Source organism: Nocardia amamiensis (genome assembly GCF_015477605.1).
Lineage (GTDB): Bacteria > Actinomycetota > Actinomycetes > Mycobacteriales > Mycobacteriaceae > Nocardia > Nocardia amamiensis_A.
Window position 1 is genome coordinate 237651 of sequence record NZ_JADLQX010000006.1, and the last position, 22209, is coordinate 259859.

Here is a 22209-nt window from a genome sequence, read left to right on the forward strand (position 1 = left end):
ATAGGTGACGGGCCTTTCGTTTGAAAGTTGAAATTTTGGAATCGCCATTTGTATCACGTGACTGAAGTCATCGTTAGATCCTGGTTAATACTCTCGGTGAGCGGGTAGGCACCCGCTACGCTAGGACCGGGAATAATCACAAGACGGCTGGCCGATGGGAAGCGGGTGCCGGTGGGTTCTGAGGGTCGGGAAGGACACGCACCGAAGGTCGTGCTGGTCACCGGGGCCAGCAGGTTCTTCGGCGGAACGGTTGTCGCACGGCTCGCCCAGGATCCTCGCATCGAGCGCATTCTCGCCGTCGACACGATGACGCCCGGCCGAGAGTTGCAGCGGCGCATGGGCCGCGCCGAATTCGTACGTGCCGATATTCGAAACCCCTTGATCCGTAAGGTGATCGATGGTGGTGAGGTGGACACCGTGGTGCATACCGCGGTGCTGGCGCGCCCACCGGCGGGCGGCGGTCGCGCGGTGATGAAGGATCTGAACGTCCTGGGCGCGATGCAGCTGTTCGCGGTGTGCCAGAAGGCGCCATCCGTGCACCGGGTGGTGTTGCGCTCCTCGTCGGCGGTGTACGGGTGCAGCGCGAAGGATCCGGCGAAATTCAGCGAGGAAATGAGTGCGCGCACGCCGCCGCGGGGTGGGTTCGGGCGCGACCTCATCGATATCGAAGGTTATGTTCGCGGGCTGGCCCGTCGGCGCCCCGATATCGCCACGTCAATTCTGCGATTCGCCCCGATCGTCGGCCCCCGGCTGGCCGCCCGCGGCGTGCAATATCTGCGTTCGCCGGTAACCCCCACCGTATTCGGCCGGGACGCCAGGATGCAGCTGTTGCACGAGGAGGACGCGGTGGCCGCGCTGACTCTCGCGGCGCGTACCGCGGCGAGCGGCACCTACAACATCGCGGGCGACGGCGCGCTGTCGCTGTCGCAGGCGGTCCGGCGGGCGGGCCGGATCGAGTTGCCGGTGCCCTTCACGGTGTTCCGCACCGCGGGGCGCCTGCTGATGGGCCCGGTGATGCGGGAGTTCTCCACCGAACAGCTCGACTATTTCCACTTCGGTTGTGGCCTGGACACCACGCGGATGCGCACCGAACTCGGGTTCGAGCCGCGCTGGACGACGGTGCAGGCGTTCGACGACTTCATCGGGGGCGCAGCGTTGCGGCCCGTGGTCGATCCAACGTGGATCGACGCCGCAGAACACAAACTGCTCGGCCTGCTCGGGGCCGGTACGGGAGCACACCAATGAGTGACGTAGCGAAGGTCATCCAACTCCACGATGTCCAGGCAGAGGCGCGCCAGCGGCCCGCGCCGCGACGGCTGTCCGCTCCCAGTCCGGTGACGTCGCTGATCGAGCGGCGCGCCGCGGTGGCGCCGCCGGCTCCGCGGTCGGTGTCGGAGATGGTGCGCGGCGCACTCGGCAGGCAGGTGAGCAAGACCGCCGATTTCGCGCGCCGCAGGCTCACCGGCGATTACCAGGTCGACGAGTTCGGCCTCGACGAGCACCTGCTCGAGTCGCTCATCCTGCCCGCGCTGCGCCCGCTGTCGGAGCTGTGGTTCCGCGTGGAGGTCAGCGGGATGGAGAACATCCCGGAAGCCGGCGGCGCGCTGATCGTGGCCAATCACGCGGGCACCGTGCCGCTGGACGGCCTGATGCTGCAGCTGGCCGTGCACGACCGGCACCCCAAGCAGCGTGCGCTGCGTCTGCTCGCGGCCGATCTGATCTTCGAGATGCCGGTTCTCGGCGTGCTGGCCCGCAAGGCGGGGCACACGCTCGCTTGCCGCGAGGACGCCGAGCGCCTGCTGCGCTCCGGCGAACTGACCGGCGTGTTCCCGGAGGGCTTCAAAGGCGTCGGCAAGCAGTACACCGACCGCTACAAGCTGCAGCGCTTCGGCCGCGGCGGTTTCGTCGCCGCGGCGGTGCGCACCGGCGCGCCGATCATCCCGTGCTCCATCGTCGGTTCCGAGGAGATCTACCCGAAGCTGGCCGATCTCAAGCCGCTGGCCCGGCTGCTCGGACTGCCCTACTTCCCGGTGACGCCGCTGTTCCCGCATCTGGGCGTGCTCGGCGCGGTGCCGCTGCCGTCGAAGTGGTACATCGAGTTCGGCACGCCCATCCCGACCACCGCATACGAACCGGAGGCGGCCGACGATCCGATGACCATGTTCGAGATCACCGACCAGGTTCGCGAGACCATCCAGCAGACGCTCTACAAGCTGCTCACCAAGCGCCGCAACGTTTTCACGGGGTGAATGGCTAGCTGCTGTCGCGCCTGCGGGTCACCGCCGCGGCGACGGCGCCGCCCGCTGCGCCCAGGGCCAGCGCCGTCGGCACGCCGATCTTGGCGGCTTTGCGGCCGGTCCGGAAATCGCGAATCTCCCAGCCCCGGTTCTTGGCCACCTCACGCAGATCCGAATCCGGGTTGATCGCCACCGCCGTGCCGACCAGCGAGAGCATCGGCACGTCGTTGTGGCTGTCGGAGTAGGCCGTACACCGCTTGAGGTTCAGGCCCTCGCGGATCGCCAGCGTGCGCACCGCGTGCGCCTTGCCCAGACCGTGCAGGATGTCACCGACGAGGCGTCCGGTGAACTTTCCGTCCACGCTTTCGGCGACGGTGCCGAGCGCGCCGGTCAGCCCGAGCCGTTTCGCGATCACTTGCGCCAATTCGACCGGGGTCGCGGTCACCAGCCACACCTGCTGGCCCGCGTCCAAGTGCATCTGCGCGAGCGCGCGGGTGCCCGGCCAGATCTTGTCGGCGATGATCTCGTCGTAGATCTCCTCACCGAGCGCGGCCAGTTCGGCGGTGGAGCGACCGGCGATGAACGCCAGCGCCTTTTCCTTGCCGCTGGCCATGTCGGTGCTGCTTTCCTTGCCGGTCACCCGGAATTTCACCTGCTTCCAGGCGACGTCCACCAGATCGGAGGTCTTGAAATACTTGCGCGCGGCCAGCCCGCGCGCGAAGTGGACGATCGAGGCGCCCTGCACCATGGTGTTGTCGACGTCGAAGAACGCCGCCGCGGTCAGGTCGCGCGGCGCCTCCGGTCCCGCGGCTTCCACCTCGCCCGCGGCCAGCTCCGCGTCGTGCAACGTCAGGGCGGCGTCCGCGCTCGCCTCACCCGCCAGATTGGCGCGCAATTCCTCTTCGCTCGGGCCGAAGGGGCTGCGCGAGATGCGGGCGAGCTGATCCTGCAGCCCTTGGCCCATCTGGCTCAGATTCCACCGCGCCGGAAACTCCCCGAATCGTCCCGCGATGAATCCGGCCCTTGCCACCTTCGATCGTTCCGGCACCAGTACCTCCGCCCGTCGCGCGAACCATGTCAACAGTAGCCGGATCGGCCGACAGTCACGGCAGAAGGCGGTGTGCGACACAATCGAGTGGCGCGTACCGCGCCTTCGCGGCGAACGAGCCCCCGATTAAATATCCGCATGACCAATCCCACACATTCGGTGACATTGCTTACCCGCGCCGGCTGCGGGCTGTGTGCGACGGCGCTGGAACAGCTGCGTGTGATCTGCGCCGAATTCGGTATCGAACCGGGGACCGTCGACGTCGACGAAGCCGCCGCAACCGACCCTGGCCTGCGCGCGGAGTACGGCGATCGGCTTCCGGTCGTGCTGCTCGACGGCCGCGAACACAGCTATTTCGATGTCGACGAGGCCCGGTTGCGCGCCGACCTGAGGCGCTGAGCGAAGCCGTTTCGGCCACTGTGCTGGTCGGGACGGAAAATGAGGCCAATTTCACCGACTTTGTGCAGGGCTTCACAAGCAGTTACGGTGGTGGCACGCGACCCGCATGCCGAGGCTGCGGAGCCGCCCCGAAATCCGAAACTTCGACACCCATGGCACCGGACCGTCCCGGGTCAGAGGGTCGAGCGACGAACCGGTGCCCGAGGCGCCGGGACGAGGAGCCGACGACGTGACAGAGCAGCATGAGGCGCCAGGCGGCGTCTCCGGCAGGGCTCTGCAGAAAGACATCCCGCAGGCCACGGTCGCGCGGCTGGCTACCTATCTTCGGGTCCTCGCCATGTTGGCCGACGACGGTGTTGCCATCGTATCGAGTGAGGAACTGGCTGTCGCGGCGGGTGTCAATTCGGCCAAATTGCGCAAGGATCTTTCCTTCCTCGGCCCCAACGGAGTTCGCGGTGTCGGGTACGACGTGGCCAAACTGCGCTCCAGGATCGAAGACGTGCTCGGCCTGTCGAAGGGCCACCGCGTGGTGCTGGTCGGCGCGGGCAATCTGGGCCGGGCATTGGTCGGGTACGGCGGCTTCCGGCGGCGCGGATTCAGCGTGGTCGGCATCTTCGACAGCCACTGCGAGGTCATCGGCATGACGGTCGCCGGGCTGGTGGTGCGTGACGTCGCCGAACTGGCCGAAGCGGTCGCCGAGCTGGAGCCGACCATCGCGGTAATCACCGTTCCCGACGACGCGGCCCAGGACGTCTGCGACCGCCTCGTCGCGGCCGGTGTGCAGTCGATCCTCAGTTTCGCCCCGTGCGAGTTGGTCGCTCCGGCGTCTGTGGAGGTGCGCCGCGTGGATCTGGCGGTCGAAATGCAGATGCTTTCCTTCGAACGGGTGCGCAATGCGGAACAGACCTCACTCCCCGAGGTCGCGCACGGCGGCGCCGGCCACATCGGCCGGCACCTGCCGACACCGCACGCGGGGTCCGCGCACCCGGCACTTCAGCACTCGACAACCCCGCATACGGCAACGGAGCCAAGCAGCAAGGGATCGGTGGTCACACCATGAGTGAGCGCAGCGAGCGAGTCCATCAGCGCGGCACGGCGGTGCCGGGCGATAGCGAGGGCGAGGCATGAGCGTTCTTCTCGTCGGCATCTCCCATCGCAGTGCGCCGGTATCGGTGCTGGAGAAGGTGGCCATCACCGACGCCGACCGGCCGAAACTGATCGACCGCCTGCTCGCCTCCAGCCACGTGTCCGAGGCGATGATTGTCTCCACCTGTAACCGGGTGGAGGTCTACGCCGTGGTCGACGCCTTCCACGGCGGCCTGGCCGAGATCGGCGACCTGCTGACCAAGCACTCCGGCCTGCCGCTGCCCGATCTGACCAAGCACGCCTATGTCCGTTACGCCGAGGCCGCCGCCGAGCACCTGTTCGCGGTGGCCAGCGGCCTCGACTCGATGGTGGTCGGCGAGCAGCAGGTGCTCAGCCAGATTCGCGGCGCCTACGCCTCCGCCGACGCGCAGCAGGCCGTCGGGCGGACCTTGCACGAGCTGGCCCAGCACGCACTGCGGGTCGGCAAGCGGGTGCACGCGGAAACCGGGATCGACCGCGCGGGCGCGTCGGTGGTGTCGGTGGCGCTGGATCGCGCACAGCACGTGCTCGGGCCGCTGGCCGGTCGGACGGCGGCGGTGGTCGGAGCGGGCGCGATGGGCGGCCTTGCGGTAGCACATCTCTCGCGTGCGGGAATCGGCCGGATCATCGTGGTGAACCGCACGATCGGACGGGCGCGCAGGCTCGCCGAGACCGCGCGCACGCACGGCGTGACCGCCGAGGCGAAGGAGCTGTCCCGGCTCACCGAGGCGATGGCCGCGGCCGACGTGGTGGTCACCTGTACCGGCGCGGTAGGCGCCGTCGTGACTCTCGCCGACTCCCATCGCGCGCTGACCGACCGCGAGCGCGGCGAGGAATTCGCCACGGTGGAGCGGCCGTTGGTGTTCTGCGATCTCGGCCTGCCCCGCGATGTCGAGCACGCCGTAGCCGGGCTACCGGGCGTCACCCTCATCGACATCGAGACGTTGCAGCGCGATCCCGCGGCGGGCGCCGCCGCCGACGACACCGCGGCCGCCCGCTCGATCGTCGCCGACGAACTCGCCAAATACCTTGCCGGACAGCGGATGGCCGAGGTCACCCCGACCGTAGCCGCGCTACGCCAGCGGGCGGCGGAGGTGGTCGAGGCCGAACTGCTCCGGCTGGATTCGCGGCTGCCCGGCCTGGCCGATCCGGAACGCGACGAGGTCGCGCGCACGGTGCGCCGTGTGGTCGACAAGCTGCTGCACGCGCCGACCGTGCGGGTCAAGCAGTTGGCGTCAACGCCGGGCGGCGACAGCTACGCCGAAGCACTGCGTGAGCTGTTCGAACTGAAACCGGGTGCGGCGCAGGCGGTCGCCGCGCCGATGGAGATCACCGCGCTCGCCGGCGATCGCGCCGAGATCACACTGGCCGACGGGGAGATCGCGCTGGCCGACGACTTCACCGCCGGGCATCGCGGCGAGGAACAGGGGCAGACGGCATGACCATGGTCCACCACCAAGGCGACGCGACAGCGCAAGCCCCCCGCGGGCCTTGGCGTATCGGCACCCGGGGGAGCCTGCTCGCGCTCACCCAGGCGGGCACTGTGCGCGACGCGCTGATCGCCGCCGGGCACCCGGCCGAACTCGTCGTGATCAAGACCGCAGGCGACCTGTCCGCCGATCCGGTGCAGAAGATCGGTGTCGGCGTGTTCACCTCCGCGCTGCGTGACGAACTGGCCGCAGGCGCGATCGACATCGCGGTGCATTCCTACAAGGACCTGCCGACCGCGCTGGACCCGCGCTTCACCATCGCCGCCATCCCGCCTAGAGAGGATCCGCGGGACGCCTTGGTCGCGCGCGACGGACTGGTGCTGGGTGAGCTGCCTGCGGGAGCCAAGGTCGGCACCTCCGCGCCGCGTCGCGCCGCGCAGTTGCGGGCGCTCGGTCTCGGCTTGGACATCGTCCCGCTGCGCGGCAATCTGGACACCCGCCTGCGCAAGGTCAGCGAGGGTGAACTGGACGCCGTCGTGGTGGCCAGGGCCGGACTGGCCCGCATCGAGCGGTTGGACGCGGTCACGGAGGCGCTGGAGCCGGTGCAGATGCTGTCCGCTCCCGCCCAGGGCGCGCTGGCGGTGGAGTGCCGCAGCGACGACGCCGCCGTGATGGAGATCCTGACCGGCCTGGACGACGCGGCCACCCGCGCGTCGGTGCTCGCCGAGCGGTCACTGCTGGCCGAGCTGGAGGCGGGCTGCACCGCGCCGATCGGCGCGCTGGCCGAGGTGGTCGAGTCGCTCGACGACGAAGGCCGGATCGTGGACGAGCTCTCGCTGCGCGCGTGCGCGGCCGCCATCGACGGGTCCGATGTGTTACGGGCGTCGGTGGTCGGCGCCCCGGCCGACGCGGTCGAGCTGGGCCGTGCGCTGGCCCGCGAGTTGCTCGACATGGGCGCGCGCGAGCTGCTCGCCACCGAACCGGACGACGGTTCCCTCACCCGGGCGGTGCATCCGCCCGCCGCAGACTTGCCCAACACCAGCCCAATGGAGAACAGCCGATGAGTGAGCGAATCCTCACCTCGCCTTCGGGCATGCCGGAGCCGAGCGCAAGCGAGGTGCGGGCATGAGCCGAGGCACGAAGAAGCACCCCGGTCGGATCCTTTTCGTCGGATCGGGTCCGGGTGACCCGGCGCTGCTCACGGTGCGGGCGCGTGAGGTGATCGGACGGGCGACGCTGGCTTTCACCGATCCGGACGTCGACAAGGGCGTGCTGGCCTTGATCGGCACCGACGTCGAGCCGGGGCCCGACGGTGAGCGCCCGGTCGACGTGCGACCCGCGCTCGGCGAGCCCGCCGAAGTGGCCAAGACGCTGATCGCCGAGGCGCGTGCCGGGCACGACGTGGTGCGCGTGGTCGCGGGCGACCCGCTGACCACCGACTCGGTGATCGCCGAGGTCAACGCCGTCACGCGGTCGCACATGATCTTCGAGGTGCTGCCGGGCCTGCCCAACGGCTCGGCGGTGCCCAGTTACGCGGGCATCGCGCTCGGCTCCGGGCACACCGAGGCCGATGTGCGCGGCGAGGTCGACTGGGCGGCGCTCGCGGCCGCGCCCGGTCCGCTCGTTCTGCACTCGACCTCTGGCCACTTGGCCGAGACCGCGAGCGCCTTGGTCGAGCACGGCATGGCGCCACAGACCCCGGTGGCGGTGACGGTGCGGGGCACCACCCGCCAGCAGCGCACCATCGAGGCCACCTTGGCCACGCTGAACAGCGCGGCCTCCGAGCTGGTCGGCCCGCTCGTGGTGACCATCGGCAAGGTGGTCGCGCAGCGCTCGAAGATGTCCTGGTGGGAATCGCGGGCGCTGTACGGCTGGACCGTGCTGGTGCCGCGCACCAAGGAGCAGGCGTCCGAGATGAGCGAGCGGCTCGTCACGCACGGCGCCATCCCGATGGAGGTGCCGACCATCGCGGTCGAGCCGCCGCGCAGTCCCGCTCAGATGGAGCGGGCGGTCAAGGGCCTGGTCGACGGGCGCTACCAGTGGGTGGTGTTCACCTCCACCAACGCGGTGCGCGCGGTGTGGGAGAAGTTCGCCGAATTCGGGTTGGACGCGCGCGCGTTCTCCGGTGTGAAGATCGCCTGCGTCGGCGAGGCCACCGCGGACAAGGTGCGCTCGTTCGGTATCAACCCGGAATTGGTGCCGAGCGGTGAGCAGTCCTCCGAGGGGCTGCTTGCCGACTTCCCGCCCTACGACGACGTTTTCGACCCGGTGAACCGGGTGCTGCTGCCGCGCGCGGACATCGCCACCGAGACGCTGGCCGAGGGCTTGCGCGACCGCGGCTGGGAGATCGATGACGTCACGGCCTACCGGACGGTGCGCGCGTCGCCGCCGCCCGCGGAGACCCGCGAGATGATCAAGACCGGCGGCTTCGACGCGGTCCTGTTCACCTCGTCCTCCACCGTGCGCAACCTGGTCGGCATCGCGGGCAAGCCGCACGCGCGCACGATCGTGGCGTGCATCGGCCCCAAGACCGCCGAGACGGCCATCGAGTTCGGCCTGCGCGTTGACGTGCAGCCCGAGGTGGCCCAGGTCGGTCCGCTGGTCGAGGCACTGGCGGAGCACGCAGCGCGCCTGCGGGCCGAGGGCCTGCTGCCGCCGCCGCGCAAGAAGAGCCGCCGCAGCCGCTGAGCTGTGCTTTTGGCCGCGCCTGCGTGTCCACGGCTGCTCCGTAGCCGACAGGCTCGGATCTGGCTTGCGCATCGCGGTCGAGCCGTCCGCACCTCGAGGTGGCCAAGAATGCGCTGGTGAACGTTGTGCCGGGGCGTCGAAGCCGGCCGGTGCTGTCGCATCGTGGGTTACCGCGGAGGCGATGGGCCGCCCAAGGGGAGCGCCAATACGCTGATCTGGGCGGCCTTGCACCTTGCTCGGAAGTTCCGGCCCTCGGGTGGCAATGCGAGGGCCGTGCCATCCGTGTGATCTCAGTACCGCCTGCGCATCAGCGTGCGGACCATGGTGCAGGTGGCGTCGGAGGGCGGGCGGATGCCGATCACCTCGGCGGTGTGCCTGATCCGCTTGTTGGTGGCGTAACTCGGTGCGTAGACGCCCGCGTCGAGCAAGGCGATCGCCAGGCGCATCGCCTTCAGGCGCCGGTTGTGCATGACGTACCACGCCCGGGGACGGCCCGGCGGCAGCGGGCGCTTCTGCAACGGCGCGTAGGGGCGGTCGATGAGAACGGTTTGTGGTGTGCGCACTGGCATCCCTCCCGTGGCGATCGGGGGCGGCGAGCCCCCTCGAACGTAGATTCGATTATACCGTGGGAGACCGACAAACTTCGCTGGCCACAAGGCTTTTCGCACATGACGTCGTGCGACGGCTCATAGATCGTGCAGCAGCCGCAGCGACTGTGGATGGCCGAGGGCGGCGGCGCGTTCGATCCACCGCCTGGCCTCCTGCTGCGCCCGCGTGCTCCCGGTCGCGATCTCGTCGGCCCGCAGCACCTCGGGGTCGGCCGAATCACCTTCGGGCTCAGGCGTGTTCGCCGAGCAGAGCAAGAGCGCGAGATGGAACATCGAGTCCGGATCGCCCGCGTCGGCGCCCTTGCGCAGCCACCTCTCGCCCTCGATCCGATCACCGCGATCCACGTACAGGGCGCCGAGCACCGCCATCGCGTCGGTCCTTCCGCGGCGCGCGGCCTCGGTGAGCAGCGTGATTGCACGGTCGAATTCGCCGCGCCCGGCCAGGTGCAAACCGAGACTACGCATGGCCGTTGGGTTTCCGGCCCGCACCCCGCGTTCGTACCACCGCTCCGCCGCTACGTCGTCACCGCGCCGATTCGCGAGAACGCCCATGTTGCACAGTGCTTCGGGCAGCCCGTTCTCAGCCGCGGGCCGCAACCAGCGCTCGGCCTCGTCCAGGTTCCCGCGCTCCAGGTGCAGCAGGCCCAGGTGCACGCCCGCGGGCTCGTCGCCACGCGCGGCGGCCTGCTCCAACCAGCGGATCGCCTCGCCGATCCGCCCGTCGGCGCCGAGCAGCGCGCCGAGCGTCCCCATGGCGGGTACGCTGCCGCCCGCGGCGGCCCGGCGCAGCCAGCGTTCGGCGCCCGCCGCGTCGCCGGCGTCCCACAGCGCTTCGGCGCGCCGCTGCATGGCGAGGAGTTCGATCTCGCTCGGCGGCTCGGTCATGTCCAGACTCCTGCCCGGTGGCTTTCGGCGGATGCCACGCCGCCGATCATCGTGGTTGTCCGAGCGGGCCGGGGTATCCGTTCTCGCGCGCGTAGGCGATCAGTTGCGCGTCGTAGTTGCCCAGGCTGTCCAGCAGCCAGGTGTGTCCAGTGTCCTTGACCACCACGATCGGTCCTCGGTTGCCCGGCGGCAGCGTGGGCACCGCGCCGTCGGTGTACCAGGACGTGGTCGACCACGGAAAGATGAACGCCCAGCCGATGTCGCAGACTCGCTCCGGCGGTCCGAGCTGCAGAGGATCGGCCGGAGTGCTGTGCCGTGCGCTGTGCGCGGCGAGCAGGTGCCGCGCGCTGTTGCGGGCCACCCGCACGTCCAGCGGGCCTGCCGCGGTGTCCGGGAACGGCAGATTCGCCTGCGGCTCGCTCAGCAGCCGTCGGCCCGCCATCGGCGTCACCGGGCACGGCCTGCTCTGCAGGCGGAGGAAGACGGTGTGGGCGGTGTCGGAGTACCGCAGCCCGACGATCGCGTCCTCGGTGCGACCCACCAGGTGCGTGCCGCGGCTGCGCATCCATTCGGGCTCGTCGGGGCGGATGCCGAGGGTGGCGAAGGCGGCGTGCGCGCCGGGCATCAGATGGGGATCGGACCATTGCCGCGCGATGAACTCCACGAAGATGTGCTGCCCGGTCGCGTCGGCGGCGCGCCAGGCCCGCAGGGTGGTCGCGGGCGGGGGCAGGCCGCCGGTCAGCACCGGCCACCAGTCCGACAGCAGCACCGCCACCCACGATTCGAAGTCGGCGGCTCTGGCCAGCGAGATATCGATGTGCGGATCGGTCATCCTGTCCCCCAGCGGGTCCCGCCCGGTCGGAGTATGCGCCTCGGAGGGGTTCTCCGATGTGATTTCACACACATAAAGCATGACGCGCGTCCGGACAAAATGTGCCCCTATCTGGCGTTTTGCCGGTTCGGGCGCGCATCTTCGTGAGGGGCGAGATCCATTTGCCCGTTCGCGGCCCGGCTCGCGCCCCGAGCGGTCGCGATGTCTGCGATGCAGTCGCCAGCGAGAGCTGGTGACCGGCGAACTCCGAAGGACCTGGGCGCTGCCGAGACTCTCCGGCTGCCACAAGAGGGCCGCGAACACGCAGTGCCGCAGGCACTGCAAATTGAACACAGACACAGGCGTATCGTGCGATTCATGACCGGAATGGACCGCCCGCGGCGGTTGCGCCGTACCCCGGCTTTGCGTCGTCTCGTGGCCGAAACAACACTGGAACCACGGCAATTGGTGCTACCGATGTTCGTCGCCGACGGTCTGGAGGAACCGCGCGCGATCGGCTCGATGCCGGGAGTGGTGCAGCATTCACTGGACTCGCTGCGAAAGGCCGCCGTCGAGGCGGTCACGGCGGGCGTCGGCGGGATCATGCTGTTCGGCGTGCCCCGCCCGGAGGACAAGGACGCCGTCGGCAGCCAGGCCAGCGATCCGCACGGCATCCTCAACCGCGGCCTGCGCGCCCTCGCCGACGAGGTGGGCGATTCGACCGTGGTCATGGCGGACACCTGTCTGGACGAGTTCACCGACCACGGCCACTGCGGCGTGCTCGCCGCCGACGGAGCGGTCGACAACGACGCCACGCTCGACCGCTATGTCGAGATGGCGCTGGCGCAGACCGAGGCGGGCGCGGACCTGCTCGGCACCAGCGGCATGATGGACGGCCAGGTCGACGCGATCCGGCACGGACTGGACGCGGCCGGGCACATCGACACCGGCATCCTCGCCTACGCCGCGAAGTACGCCTCGGCGTTCTACGGCCCGTTCCGTGAGGCCGTGGGTTCCTCGCTGCAAGGCGACCGGCGCACCTACCAGCAGGACCCGGCCAATCGCCGCGAGGCCATCCGCGAATTGGAACTGGACCTCGCCGAGGGCGCGGACATCGTCATGGTGAAGCCGGCGATGTCGTACCTGGACATCCTGCGCGAGGTCGCCGACCGCTCGACCGTCCCGGTCGCCGCCTACCAGATCTCCGGTGAGTACGCGATGATCACCGCCGCCGCCGAACGCGGGTGGATCGATCGCCGTGGCGCCGTTCTCGAGTCGTTGCTCGGTATCCGCCGGGCGGGTGCGGACATCGTGCTCACCTACTGGGCGACCGAGGCCGCGCACTGGCTGTCGTGACGAATATGGCAGGGCCGTCCGGCGTTCGACCGGCCCGGGTTCCGATGCCGGAGGATGTCGGTACCGCGCGGCAGTTGTGGTGGGGTGTCATCGGATTCGGCGTCGTGCAGCTGATCACGTCGGTCATCGCCGCGCTGGAGCGGCGGCGTGGCTTCGCCGAGGAGGTCTTCGAACAGGCCAGGGCGAAGGACCCTCAGGTGACGCTGGCCAGCGCGGAGCTCATGGTGTCGCTGGTGTACGTGTTCGTGGTGCTGTTCGGGCTGGGCGTCGCGGCGCTCGCGCTGGTGATCGTGCACCAGTTCGGGCGCGGCAAGCTCTGGGCGCGCACCATGCTGACCGTGCTCGGTGTCTGGGTCGTTGTGATCGGCGTCGGCGCGCTGCTGGCGATCGACGCGGTAACCGGGACAGCATCGCTGGTGGCGGGCGGAGCATCGATCGTGCAGGCCGTGCTCGCCGCCGGCGCCATCTACCTGTCCCACCGTCCGGAGTCCACCGCATACTTTCAGCTGGGCGGACACTGAGCCGACTGGTGGAACCTGTTCCCAGTTTGTCCGAGACAGACCGGCATGTATGGTGAGGGTTGTCACAGTGGACATGGGAACCGGAAGTCGTTTGCCATGCGTTGTTCTACGTTTCGAGCGGGAACTCGGCAGATGGCTCCGGAGGATCGGAGGCAACGATGCGAGTGGTGATCCAGCAGCCGCAGAGCATTCGGCGGGATCTGGCCGTATTGAGCCTGCTGATTCTGTTCGCCGTGCTGACCGTCGCCGTGCTGTTGCTGCCCGGCCTGACTCGCTGATTCCGCTTTCTGTCGTGTCGCCGCGCACCGCCGTGATGGGCTCGGTGTGAGCGCCGCGACCGTTTTGTTCGCCGAGCCGGGCGCCCGCTGGCGTGCGGTGTTCTACGGGCCGATCCTGTGCCTGGTCATTCTCGTCCTCGAACTCGTCACGGGCGGTGGTTCCGTGCACTGGTTCGCCTTGCTGTTCTGTGCCGCGCTGATCGCCTGCTTCGTCGCGCTGCAAGTGCTCGCCGGTAAGCGGCACGTCAGCGTCGAGCTCACCTCGACGACGCTGCGCTCGGGAACCGAGACGCTGCCGCTGAGCTCGGTCGCGGAAGTCCTCCCCGAACGCGACGAGGAGTCCTGGGACGACGAACCGTGGGAGTCGGCCAGGGCGCTCGGGGAATTGACCGGCGTGCCGCGCCGCCGCACCGGCATCGGGCTGCGGCTGGCCGACGATACGCTGGTGCAGGCATGGGCCAGGGACCACAAAGCGCTGCGGGCGGCGTTGGCCGGAGCCGTGCGGCACGGCGAGAACGGAGCGGACCGATGAGGCGATGGATCATCGCGGTGCTCGTGGAACTCGATCTGATCCTGCTCGCGCTGGTGGCGGCGGCGCTGAGCTGGCGCAACAGCGTGCGCGCCATCGACTTCGCGCCTTTGGGCGACGTGCCGGGGTTCACCGCGATCCGTTATGCGGCGCCCTGGCAGCTATTGGCCGCGGTGCTCGTCGCGGTGGCCGGAGTGCTCGCGATCGATGCGGCGGCCCGGCTCGTCCGTGGTCTCCGCGGCCAGGCCGGAACCGGCCGCTGACCGGGCCCGCTGCATACACCGGCCGTTTGGCCGCTGCGGCGACGGGAACGCCGAATTCATGAAACCACTTGTACGACGAACACTTTGCGGCGCGGTGGCGGCGGGCGTGATCGGCGTCACCGTAGCGGCTCCGGCTGCCGCATCCACCGAAACCGCTACCGCACCGCCGCTTCCGGTCCTGCCCGCGTTCGCTGCCACCCCGCCCGCGCCGTTGCTGCATGCGCTGCCCGCGCCGTTGGCGTGCCTGGTGACAACCGGATTCGCCGCTTTCTGCCTCGGCATCACCTAGCTGCGGATTGCCTGCTAAGCGCTGCGGATGCCGCGCGTCTGGGCTACCGTGCAACCGCGCGTCGTCCGGTGCGTACCACCCGGCGACCGCGCGCTTTGCCAGGAATATTCCTGCGGCCGTTAGTATTTCGGCCGTAGTTCGGAACGCACGCGATGAAGGAAAGTGTTTGATGAACCGGTTCGCCGTAAAGATCTGTGCCGCGTTTGCCGTGGCCGCCGCCCTCGGAATCGGGGCCGCGCCGGCCGGCGCGAACTCCGGGCTGCCGCTGGAAGACGCGACCGCCGTCGATGCGCCGATCTTCGTGCCGGATTCGGGTTCCGCCGGGCCCTACAACTCGTTCATGTGTGTCCTGCACACTATGTCGGCGCAGGTGCCCTGCATGTACACCTGACCGCGGGCTCCCGGCGCCCTCAGCCCCAGTGCTGGTAGATGTCCAGCACGCGGCCGTCGCGGGTACCGGGGGCATTGAGGTAGACGGTGATCGTCCCGTCCGGATGGCCGGCCGCCTCCATCAGCACTTGGCGCAGCGAGGCGTAGACCCTGCCGTGCTGGTCGCGGTATATCTCGGAGTCGGCCTTCAGGCCGGCCCCGATGCGGTTGGGCGGGACGACCATGGTGACGACGGCGGGAATGGGTCCGCCGGCCAGCGTCGTGGTCGTCATGTGGTCCAAATGGATGCCGATGCGCAAGTGGTCGAGCTGATCGAGCGGCTCCGCGGTGGCGGACCCGGCGCCCAGTGCCGCAGTGGCACAGGCGACCGCGGTGAGTAAACCCGCACTGACGATGGCAATCCGCATGCAGACCCTCCCAGCCGGTAGACGATGGCTCCCCGACATTACGCACCGGCAACCCTCCAGCGATCGAAATTCGAACGAACCTGATCTCGGCGTGTTGCGGGCCGGCTGCGGCCTGCGTCACTGCACTACACCCTGTCGTCGAACCATTTCGGCGGTGCTGAGAGACTGGAACACGTGAGTTCTTCTCCGCGTGTGACCAGTGCGGCGGTGCCGGTCTCCGCTCAGCTCTTCGACCGGGCGAGTTCGGTGATTCCGGGTGGCGTCAACTCTCCGGTGCGGGCGTTCCGATCCGTCGGCGGCACACCGCGATTCATCGCCTCGGCCGACGGCTGCAGACTCGTCGACGCCGACGGCAACGAGTACGTCGACCTGGTCTGCTCCTGGGGCCCGATGATTCTCGGCCACGCGCACCCCGCGGTCGTCGACGCGGTGCGGCGCGCGGCATCCGGCGGGCTATCTTTCGGCGCGCCGACCGAGGCGGAGATCGAGCTGGCCGAGGCGATCGTGCGGCGAGTCGCGCCGGTGGAGCGGGTGCGCCTGGTGAATTCCGGGACCGAGGCCACCATGAGCGCGGTCCGGCTGGCTCGCGGCTACACCGGACGTACCAAGATCATCAAGTTCGCCGGCTGCTACCACGGCCACGTCGACGCGCTGCTGGCCGACGCCGGATCCGGCGTCGCCACGCTCGGACTGCCCACCTCGCCCGGCGTCACCGGCGCCCAGGCGGCCGACACCATCGTGCTGCCCTACAACGACCTGGACGCCGTCGCCGCCGCGTTCGCCGCGAATCCCGGCGAGATCGCGTGTGTGATCACCGAGGCGGCCGCGGGCAATATGGGCGCGGTCGCGCCACTGCCCGGGTTCAACGCGGGTCTGAGCGCACTGACCACCGAGCACGGCGCGCTGCTGATCATGGACGAGGTGATGACCGGCTTCCGGGTCAGCGGCGCGGGTTGGTTCGGCCGGGAGGGCGTCGCGGGCGACCTGTACACCTTCGGCAAAGTGATGAGCGGCGGGCTTCCCGCCGCCGCGTTCGGCGGGCGCGCCGAGATCATGAACCACCTCGCCCCGCTCGGGCCCGTCTACCAGGCGGGGACGCTGTCCGGTAACCCGGTCGCGGTGGCCGCGGGTCTGGCCACCCTGCGGGCGGCCGACGACGACGTCTACGCGGCGCTGGATCGCAATGCCGAGCGGCTCGGCGCTCTGTTCAGCGACGCGCTGACCACGGCGGGGGTCGGGCACCAGGTTCAATTCGCAGGCAATATGGTGAGCGTGTTCTTCGCCGAACGCCCGGTCACCGATTACGCCGCCGCCAAGGCGAGCGAGACGTGGCGCTATCCAGCGTTCTTCCACGCCTTGCTCGATGGCGGCGTGTACGCGCCGCCGAGCGCGTTCGAAGCGTGGTTCGTCTCCGCGGCGCTCGACGAGAACGCATTCGACCGTATCGCTGCCGCCTTGCCCGCCGCCGCACACGCGGCGGCGGCCGCCACCCCCGAAGGACCCCGCGCGTGAGCTCCGATCTCGATCAACCCGATGCCGACCGGCGCGAGCCGGCCGAGCCCGCCGAGAGCAGTGCCGTCGATGCCCCGGCGCCGGTCGTCGATCCGGTAGCGGAGGCGACCGTGATCGACGCGGGCGAGCAGTTCGCCGCCGCCGGCGCCGCCACCGAGTCCGCGGCAGACGACTCGGAGCCCGTGGAATCGAGCGTGGTCGACGCCGGCGCCCATTTCGCGGCGGCCGCGGCGGTGACCGCACAGGTCGCCACGGCGCGTAAAGAGGGGAAGACCGCTCCGGCCGGGCACGAGATTCCGGCCGAGCCCGCCGACAGCCCGGCCCCGGCCGCCGAGCGGGTGCACGGCAGTGACGCCGCGCCGATCGAGACCATCGTGCACGTGCTGCGCCACGGTGAGGTGCACAATCCGAACGGCATCCTCTACGGGCGCCTGCCCGGATTCAGTCTCTCGGTGGCGGGCCGCGCGCAGGCCGGCGCGGTCGCCAGGACGCTGGCCGATCACGACATCGCCCTGGTGATCGCCTCGCCGCTGCAGCGGGCGCAGGAGACCGCCGAGGCGATCGCCGTGCAGCACGACCTGATCGTGCGGACCGACGAGAACCTCATCGAGGCGGGCAACACCTTCGAGGGCCTGCGCGTCTCCGTCGGCGACGGCGCGCTGCGCAAACCGCGGCACTGGTGGAAGTTGCGCGACCCGTTCACCCCCTCCTGGGGCGAGCCCTACTTGCAGATCGCGCACCGCATGCTTGCCGCGGTGAACAAGGCGCGGGTGGAAGCGGCCGGACGCGAAGCGGTGCTGGTCTCGCACCAGCTGCCCGTGTGGACGCTGCGCCGATTCCTGCAGGGACAGCGGCTCTGGCACGACCCGCGGCAACGGCAGTGCTCGCTCGCGTCGCTGACTTCGCTGGTGTACCACGGCGACACGCTCGTCGACATCGTCTACTCCGAGCCCGCGGGCGGCTCGGACCCCTCGGTACACGGCGCATGATTCGCCGCACCGGGTCCGCCACCCCGCCCACCACGCGCACCGGGCGGGTGCTGCCGGTTGTGCTCGCGTGTGTGGCGCTGGTCGCCGCGCTCGCCGGGTGTTCGACCGGTTCGGACGCGGTGGCCTCGGGCGGCACCTTCGAGTTCGTCTCGCCCGGCGGCAAGACCGATATCCGCTACGACCCGCCCGCCTCGCGCGGCACCATCGGCAAGCTGGCCGGCCCGGACCTGATGACGGTGGGCAAGACCACGTCGGTCGAGGACTACCCGGGCAAGGTCGTGGTGCTCAACCTGTGGGGCCAGTGGTGCGGTCCGTGCCGTGCCGAGGCGCCCGCCCTGGAGAAGGTCTACGAGTCGACCAAGGACAAGGGCGTCGCTTTCCTCGGCATCAATGTCCGCGATCCGCAGCAGGACAAGGCCCAAGATTTCGTGGTCGACAACAAGGTCGGCTACCCGTCCATCTACGACCCGTCGATGCGCACTCTGCTGGCGCTCGGCGGGAACTTCCCTACCAGTGTCATCCCCACCACCCTCGTCCTCGACCGGCAACACCGGGTCGCCGCGGTCTTCCTGCGGTCCCTGCTCGCCGAGGATCTGCAGCCGGTGGTCGAAAGTCTCGCCGCGGAGGAATCACAGTGAATCGCGACCGTCGTACCCGTCATCTGCGTGCCTGCCGGCCCCGGCAGGGCGCTCGGCGCATCGGCGGCGGATGGGCCGTCGACGACCGGTGGGCGGGCATCGCCACCGTGCCGCGCAGCGTAGCCGCCGACTCGCTGCTGGACTTCGCCGTTTTCGAGGTGGCCGAAGAACCCGCGGCCACCGAGCGGAAGGTGTCGTTGCGCCGCGGCACGGGGCGAGCGCCGGAGGACACGCGGGAGGAATCGGTGTGAGACCTGAGCGCCTCGCGCCGCGCTCCGGGGAGGCCATCTGATGGTGCTCGCCGGAGTCGGTGAATCGTTCCAGCAGACGGCGGCCTCCGGTCCGCTGCTGCTGGCGTTCGGCGCGTGCCTGCTCGCGGGTCTGGTGTCGTTCGCCTCGCCGTGCGTGGTGCCGCTCGTCCCCGGGTATCTGTCGTACCTGGCCGGACTGGTCGGCGCGGAGGCGCCGCCCGCCACCGTCGCGGAGGCCACCGGAACGCGCGCGTCGCGGTCCGGATCGACCGCCGTCGCGCAACAGCTTCGTTCCGGCCGGGTGCGGGTCGCCGGTGCGGCCGGGCTGTTCGTCGCCGGATTCACCGTGGTATTCGTCCTCGCGACCGCGACGGTGTTCGGGGTCATCCAGACCCTCAACGTGAATCGGGAACTGCTGCAACGGATCGGCGGCGTGGTGACGATCCTGATGGGCCTGGTGTTCATCGGCTTGGTACCCGCGTTGCAGCGCGACACCAGGATGGAGCCGCGCAGGCTCACCAGCCTCATGGGCGCCCCGCTGCTCGGAGGGGTGTTCGCGCTCGGGTGGACGCCGTGTCTCGGCCCGACGCTCTCGGGCGTCATGGCGGTCGCCGCGGGCACCGACGGGACCACCGCCGCGCGCGGCGTCGCGCTGATCGTCGGCTACTGCCTCGGCTTGGGCTTGCCGTTCGTCGTACTCGCTTTCGGGTCTGCGAGCGCACTGCGCGGTGTCGGCTGGCTGCGCCGCAATTCCCGCACCATCCAGATCATCGGGGGCATGCTGCTCGTCGCGGTCGGCGCCGCGCTGGTCACCGGAGCGTGGGACCAGTTCGTCGCCTGGGTGCGCGACGCGTTCGTCTCCGAGGTGACCTTGCCGATATGACCGTGACCCACCAGCCGCCGACCGAGAACTCGGCGCGGCCGCCGCGCCAAGCCATGGCCGGCCGGGCCTGGGCGTTCGTGCGCAATACCTGGCGCGGACTCACCAGCATGCGCACCGCCCTGGTGCTGCTGTTTCTGCTCGCGCTGGCCGCGATTCCCGGCGCGCTGCTGCCGCAGCGCAACCTCAATGAGCAGAAGGTGGCCCAGTACATCGCCGATCGGCCCGCGCTCGGTCCGTGGATGGACCGCTTCGAGCTGTTCGACGTGTTCTCCAGCTTCTGGTTCACCGCGATCTACGTCCTGCTTTTCATCTCGCTGGTCGGTTGCATCCTGCCGCGCACGCTCGATCACTACCGCGCTCTGCGCACGCCGCCGGTGCGGGCGCCACGCAACCTGACCAGGCTGCCGCACCACTACTCCGGCCACGTCGCGCAGTCGCCCGGTGCGGTGATCGAGCACGCGCGGTCGCAGCTGCGCGGCTGGCGCACCGAGGTGCGGCCCGGCGACCGGGACGGCGAACTGGCGCTCTCGGCGGAGAAGGGCTACGCCCGCGAACTCGGCAATCTGGTGTTCCATCTCGCGCTGGTCGGGCTGTTGGTCGCCATCGCGGCGGGCAAACTGTTCGGCTACGAGGGCAGCGTCATCGTCCTGGCGAACAACGGTCCCGGATTCTGCACCACCTCGCCCGCGGTGTTCGACTCGTTCAAGGCGGGCAACGTCAACGACGGCACCGGCATGACCCCGATCTGCGTGCGGGTCAAGAACTTCCGGGCCGACTATCTGACCACCGGGCAGGCCGAGATGTTCACCGCTGACCTGGCCTACCAGGCGGGCGAGGATCTGCGGACGAACACCTGGCAGGACACCCAGGTGCAGGTGAACCACCCGCTGCGCGTCGCCGGTGACCGGCTCTACCTGCAGGGCCACGGCTACGCGCCGACCTTCACGGTCACTTTCCCCAATGGGCAGACGCGCACCGAGTCCATCCAATGGCGCCCGGACGACGCGTCGACGTTCCTGTCCAGCGGGGTGCTGCGGATCGACCCGCCCGGCGGCATGTACGCCACCGACGAGGAACGCCGCAAGAACCAGATCGCGATCGAGGGCCTGTTCGCGCCCACCGCCATGTTCCACGGATCGCTGCTGACCTCGGCGTTTCCCGCGATGAACGACCCGGCCGTCGCGGTCGACATCTATCGCGGCGACACCGGGCTGGACACCGGCAAGCCGCAGTCGCTGTTCGCGCTGGACCCCGAACAGGTCAAGCAGGGCAGGTTGACCAAGGAGGCCAGGGTCAATCTGCGTCCCGGCGAGTCGACCACACTGCCGAACGGCACCAAGGTCACCTTCGACGGCGCCCAAGAGTTCGTGAATTTGCAGGTCTCGCACGATCCCGCCCAGCAGTGGGTGCTGGTGAGCGCGCTGCTGATGATGGCAGGCCTGCTGGTCTCGCTGCTGATCAAGCGCAGGCGGATCTGGGTGCGGGTGTACCCGGCCGGCGACGAAGCCGGTACCGTTGACAAACGACACACTGTAGTAGAGATGGGCGGGCTCGCCAGGACCGATCAGGCAGGCTGGGGCGACGAGTTCGACCGACTGCGCGCGCGCCTGCTCGACCAGCAGCCGGACGCCGATACCATCGCGGCGCGTGGCGCCGAGACCACGGGAGAGTGACCATGCCGATCGACGAGACCATCGCCCGGTACAGCGATTTCGCGTTCAAGTCGGCGATCGTGGTGTACGCGCTGGTGCTGGTGCTGCTGATCTGGCAGTACGCGACGGCGCGCAGCCGCAAGGTCGCCGAGCGTGAATTGGTGACCGTCGGCGGCGGATCCACGCCGCAGGGGCCGGGGCGGGTCGCCGAGCCCGCGCGTACGCCGCTGTCCGAGCGGCTCGGCAACATGGCGTTCTCGGTGCTGATGGTCGCGATCGCGTTGCATGTGGGCTCGATGGTGTTGCGTGGCTTCGCGACTCATCGCTTCCCGTTGGGCAACATGTACGAGTTCGTCACCATGGCGACGGCCGCCGCCGTGCTGGTGGGGCTGCTGTTCCTGCGCGAGCAGCGCTATCGCGCGATGTGGGCGTTCCTCTTGGTGCCGGTGCTGATTCTGCTGTTCCTCGCGGGCACCGTACTGTACGCCGACGCCGCGCCCGTGGTGCCCGCGTTGAAGTCGTTCTGGCTGCCCGTGCACGTCACCATCGTCAGTGTCGGCAGCGGCGTCTTCCTGTTCGCGGGCGTGGCCAGCATGCTGTTCCTGTACCGCCTGCGCCAGCCCGACGGCCAGGAGTCGAACAACCTCCTCGGCGCCATCGCCCGCCGCCTGCCCGACGCCCGCACCCTGGACCGCCTGGCCTACAAGGCCACCATCATCGGCTTCCCGCTGTTCGGCGCGGGCGTCATCCTGGGCGCCATCTGGGCCGAAGCCGCCTGGGGCCGCTTCTGGGGCTGGGACCCCAAGGAAACCTGCTCCTTCATCGCCTGGGTCCTCTACGCCGCCTACCTGCACGCCCGCGCCACCTCCGGCTGGCGCGACACCAAGGCCGCCTGGATCAACATCGCGGCTTTCGTCGCGATGTTGTTCAACTTGTTCATCATCAACATGGTGATCAGCGGGTTGCACAGCTATGCGGGACTCAACTAAGAGGCGAAAAATAGGGTCTGAGCTGCACCGA

At 69.5% G+C, this 22209-nt stretch carries 25 protein-coding genes; 20 read left to right on the forward strand and 5 right to left on the reverse strand.

The window, feature by feature from the left end:
• Nucleotides 1–171 precede the first annotated feature (171 nt).
• Both IU459_RS10645 and IU459_RS10650 read left to right on the forward strand, forming a co-directional pair.
• Nucleotides 172–1245, forward strand: a complete 1074-nt coding sequence (locus IU459_RS10645) for an NAD-dependent epimerase/dehydratase family protein (RefSeq protein ID WP_324198825.1) — start codon at nucleotides 172–174, stop codon at nucleotides 1243–1245.
• Nucleotides 1242–2249 carry a lysophospholipid acyltransferase family protein gene (locus tag IU459_RS10650; RefSeq protein WP_195129309.1) on the forward strand — a complete coding sequence of 336 codons (1008 nt, stop codon included), beginning with the start codon at nucleotides 1242–1244 and terminating at the stop codon, nucleotides 2247–2249. Before IU459_RS10645 ends, IU459_RS10650 begins: the two co-directional genes overlap by 4 nt.
• Nucleotides 2250–2253: 4 nt before the next feature.
• Here IU459_RS10650 and IU459_RS10655 read toward each other — a convergent pair whose 3' ends face one another.
• Nucleotides 2254–3201, reverse strand: a complete 948-nt coding sequence (locus IU459_RS10655) for an HAD family hydrolase (protein ID WP_228837741.1) — start codon at nucleotides 3199–3201, stop codon at nucleotides 2254–2256.
• A 222-nt stretch (nucleotides 3202–3423) separates the two neighbouring features.
• Here IU459_RS10655 and IU459_RS10660 point away from each other — a divergent pair, with 222 nt between their 5' ends.
• The 5 genes from IU459_RS10660 (at nucleotide 3424) to IU459_RS10680 (ending at nucleotide 8927) form a co-directional block, all read left to right on the forward strand.
• On the forward strand, nucleotides 3424–3684 hold the full coding sequence (locus IU459_RS10660; RefSeq protein ID WP_195129310.1) for a glutaredoxin family protein: 261 nt from the start codon (nucleotides 3424–3426) through the stop codon (nucleotides 3682–3684).
• A 229-nt stretch (nucleotides 3685–3913) separates the two neighbouring features.
• Nucleotides 3914–4744, forward strand: a complete 831-nt coding sequence (locus tag IU459_RS10665) for a redox-sensing transcriptional repressor Rex (protein ID WP_324198826.1) — start codon at nucleotides 3914–3916, stop codon at nucleotides 4742–4744.
• Between the two features lie 64 nt (nucleotides 4745–4808).
• Nucleotides 4809–6251 (forward strand): glutamyl-tRNA reductase, encoded by a 1443-nt coding sequence (locus tag IU459_RS10670; protein WP_195129312.1) that lies wholly within the window; start codon nucleotides 4809–4811, stop codon nucleotides 6249–6251.
• Nucleotides 6248–7303, forward strand: a complete 1056-nt coding sequence (gene hemC, locus IU459_RS10675; protein ID WP_228837686.1) for a hydroxymethylbilane synthase — start codon at nucleotides 6248–6250, stop codon at nucleotides 7301–7303. Before IU459_RS10670 ends, hemC begins: the two co-directional genes overlap by 4 nt.
• Before the next feature lie 61 nt (nucleotides 7304–7364).
• Entirely contained in the window at nucleotides 7365–8927 is a 1563-nt protein-coding gene (locus IU459_RS10680; RefSeq protein ID WP_195129313.1) for a uroporphyrinogen-III synthase, read from the forward strand.
• Between the two features lie 290 nt (nucleotides 8928–9217).
• Here the strand turns inward: IU459_RS10680 and IU459_RS10685 are convergent, their stop codons facing one another.
• The 3 genes from IU459_RS10685 to IU459_RS10695 form a co-directional block, all read right to left on the reverse strand.
• Entirely contained in the window at nucleotides 9218–9490 is a 273-nt protein-coding gene (locus IU459_RS10685; RefSeq protein WP_324198827.1) for a hypothetical protein, read from the reverse strand.
• Between the two features lie 123 nt (nucleotides 9491–9613).
• Nucleotides 9614–10420, reverse strand: coding sequence for a tetratricopeptide repeat protein (locus IU459_RS10690; protein WP_195129315.1), 807 nt, complete (start codon nucleotides 10418–10420; stop codon nucleotides 9614–9616).
• A gap of 46 nt (nucleotides 10421–10466) precedes the next feature.
• Entirely contained in the window at nucleotides 10467–11252 is a 786-nt protein-coding gene (locus tag IU459_RS10695) for a hypothetical protein (protein WP_195129316.1), read from the reverse strand.
• A gap of 357 nt (nucleotides 11253–11609) precedes the next feature.
• Here IU459_RS10695 and hemB point away from each other — a divergent pair, with 357 nt between their 5' ends.
• The 6 genes from hemB to IU459_RS10725 all read left to right on the forward strand — a co-directional run bounded on the left by hemB (nucleotide 11610) and on the right by IU459_RS10725 (nucleotide 14858).
• The gene (gene hemB, locus IU459_RS10700; RefSeq protein ID WP_195129317.1) at nucleotides 11610–12587 is read left to right on the forward strand and encodes a porphobilinogen synthase; all 978 of its coding nucleotides are present in this window, start codon (nucleotides 11610–11612) and stop codon (nucleotides 12585–12587) included.
• 44 nt (nucleotides 12588–12631) lie between these two features.
• Nucleotides 12632–13108, forward strand: coding sequence for a hypothetical protein (locus tag IU459_RS10705; protein WP_228837687.1), 477 nt, complete (start codon nucleotides 12632–12634; stop codon nucleotides 13106–13108).
• A gap of 324 nt (nucleotides 13109–13432) precedes the next feature.
• Nucleotides 13433–13918, forward strand: a complete 486-nt coding sequence (locus IU459_RS10710; RefSeq protein WP_195129318.1) for a hypothetical protein — start codon at nucleotides 13433–13435, stop codon at nucleotides 13916–13918.
• Nucleotides 13915–14178, forward strand: a complete 264-nt coding sequence (locus IU459_RS10715) for a hypothetical protein (protein WP_195129319.1) — start codon at nucleotides 13915–13917, stop codon at nucleotides 14176–14178. Before IU459_RS10710 ends, IU459_RS10715 begins: the two co-directional genes overlap by 4 nt.
• Nucleotides 14179–14236: 58 nt before the next feature.
• Nucleotides 14237–14467, forward strand: a complete 231-nt coding sequence (locus IU459_RS10720; protein WP_195129320.1) for a hypothetical protein — start codon at nucleotides 14237–14239, stop codon at nucleotides 14465–14467.
• A gap of 169 nt (nucleotides 14468–14636) precedes the next feature.
• The gene (locus IU459_RS10725) at nucleotides 14637–14858 is read left to right on the forward strand and encodes a hypothetical protein (protein ID WP_067468840.1); all 222 of its coding nucleotides are present in this window, start codon (nucleotides 14637–14639) and stop codon (nucleotides 14856–14858) included.
• A gap of 19 nt (nucleotides 14859–14877) precedes the next feature.
• Here the strand turns inward: IU459_RS10725 and IU459_RS10730 are convergent, their stop codons facing one another.
• On the reverse strand, nucleotides 14878–15264 hold the full coding sequence (locus IU459_RS10730) for a hypothetical protein (protein ID WP_228837688.1): 387 nt from the start codon (nucleotides 15262–15264) through the stop codon (nucleotides 14878–14880).
• A gap of 174 nt (nucleotides 15265–15438) precedes the next feature.
• On the opposite strand from IU459_RS10730, the gene hemL reads away from it, so the two are divergent.
• From hemL to ccsB, 7 genes are all read left to right on the forward strand, one after another.
• A complete protein-coding gene (hemL, locus tag IU459_RS10735) occupies nucleotides 15439–16776 on the forward strand; it encodes a glutamate-1-semialdehyde 2,1-aminomutase (RefSeq protein ID WP_195129321.1) in 1338 nt (445 codons plus the stop codon).
• A 338-nt stretch (nucleotides 16777–17114) separates the two neighbouring features.
• Nucleotides 17115–17765: a histidine phosphatase family protein gene (locus tag IU459_RS10740; RefSeq protein WP_195129417.1), complete on the forward strand. Its 651-nt coding sequence runs from the start codon at nucleotides 17115–17117 to the stop codon at nucleotides 17763–17765.
• Nucleotides 17762–18403: a TlpA disulfide reductase family protein gene (locus IU459_RS10745; RefSeq protein ID WP_195129322.1), complete on the forward strand. Its 642-nt coding sequence runs from the start codon at nucleotides 17762–17764 to the stop codon at nucleotides 18401–18403. The genes IU459_RS10740 and IU459_RS10745 overlap by 4 nt, the downstream gene beginning before the upstream one ends.
• Nucleotides 18400–18654 carry a hypothetical protein gene (locus IU459_RS10750; RefSeq protein WP_195129323.1) on the forward strand — a complete coding sequence of 85 codons (255 nt, stop codon included), beginning with the start codon at nucleotides 18400–18402 and terminating at the stop codon, nucleotides 18652–18654. Before IU459_RS10745 ends, IU459_RS10750 begins: the two co-directional genes overlap by 4 nt.
• A gap of 40 nt (nucleotides 18655–18694) precedes the next feature.
• Nucleotides 18695–19537 carry a cytochrome c biogenesis CcdA family protein gene (locus IU459_RS10755; protein WP_195129324.1) on the forward strand — a complete coding sequence of 281 codons (843 nt, stop codon included), beginning with the start codon at nucleotides 18695–18697 and terminating at the stop codon, nucleotides 19535–19537.
• Nucleotides 19534–21210 (forward strand): cytochrome c biogenesis protein ResB, encoded by a 1677-nt coding sequence (gene resB, locus IU459_RS10760; protein ID WP_195129325.1) that lies wholly within the window; start codon nucleotides 19534–19536, stop codon nucleotides 21208–21210. Before IU459_RS10755 ends, resB begins: the two co-directional genes overlap by 4 nt.
• A 2-nt stretch (nucleotides 21211–21212) precedes the next feature.
• Nucleotides 21213–22178 (forward strand): c-type cytochrome biogenesis protein CcsB, encoded by a 966-nt coding sequence (gene ccsB, locus IU459_RS10765; protein ID WP_195129326.1) that lies wholly within the window; start codon nucleotides 21213–21215, stop codon nucleotides 22176–22178.
• Nucleotides 22179–22209: the final 31 nt, after the last annotated feature.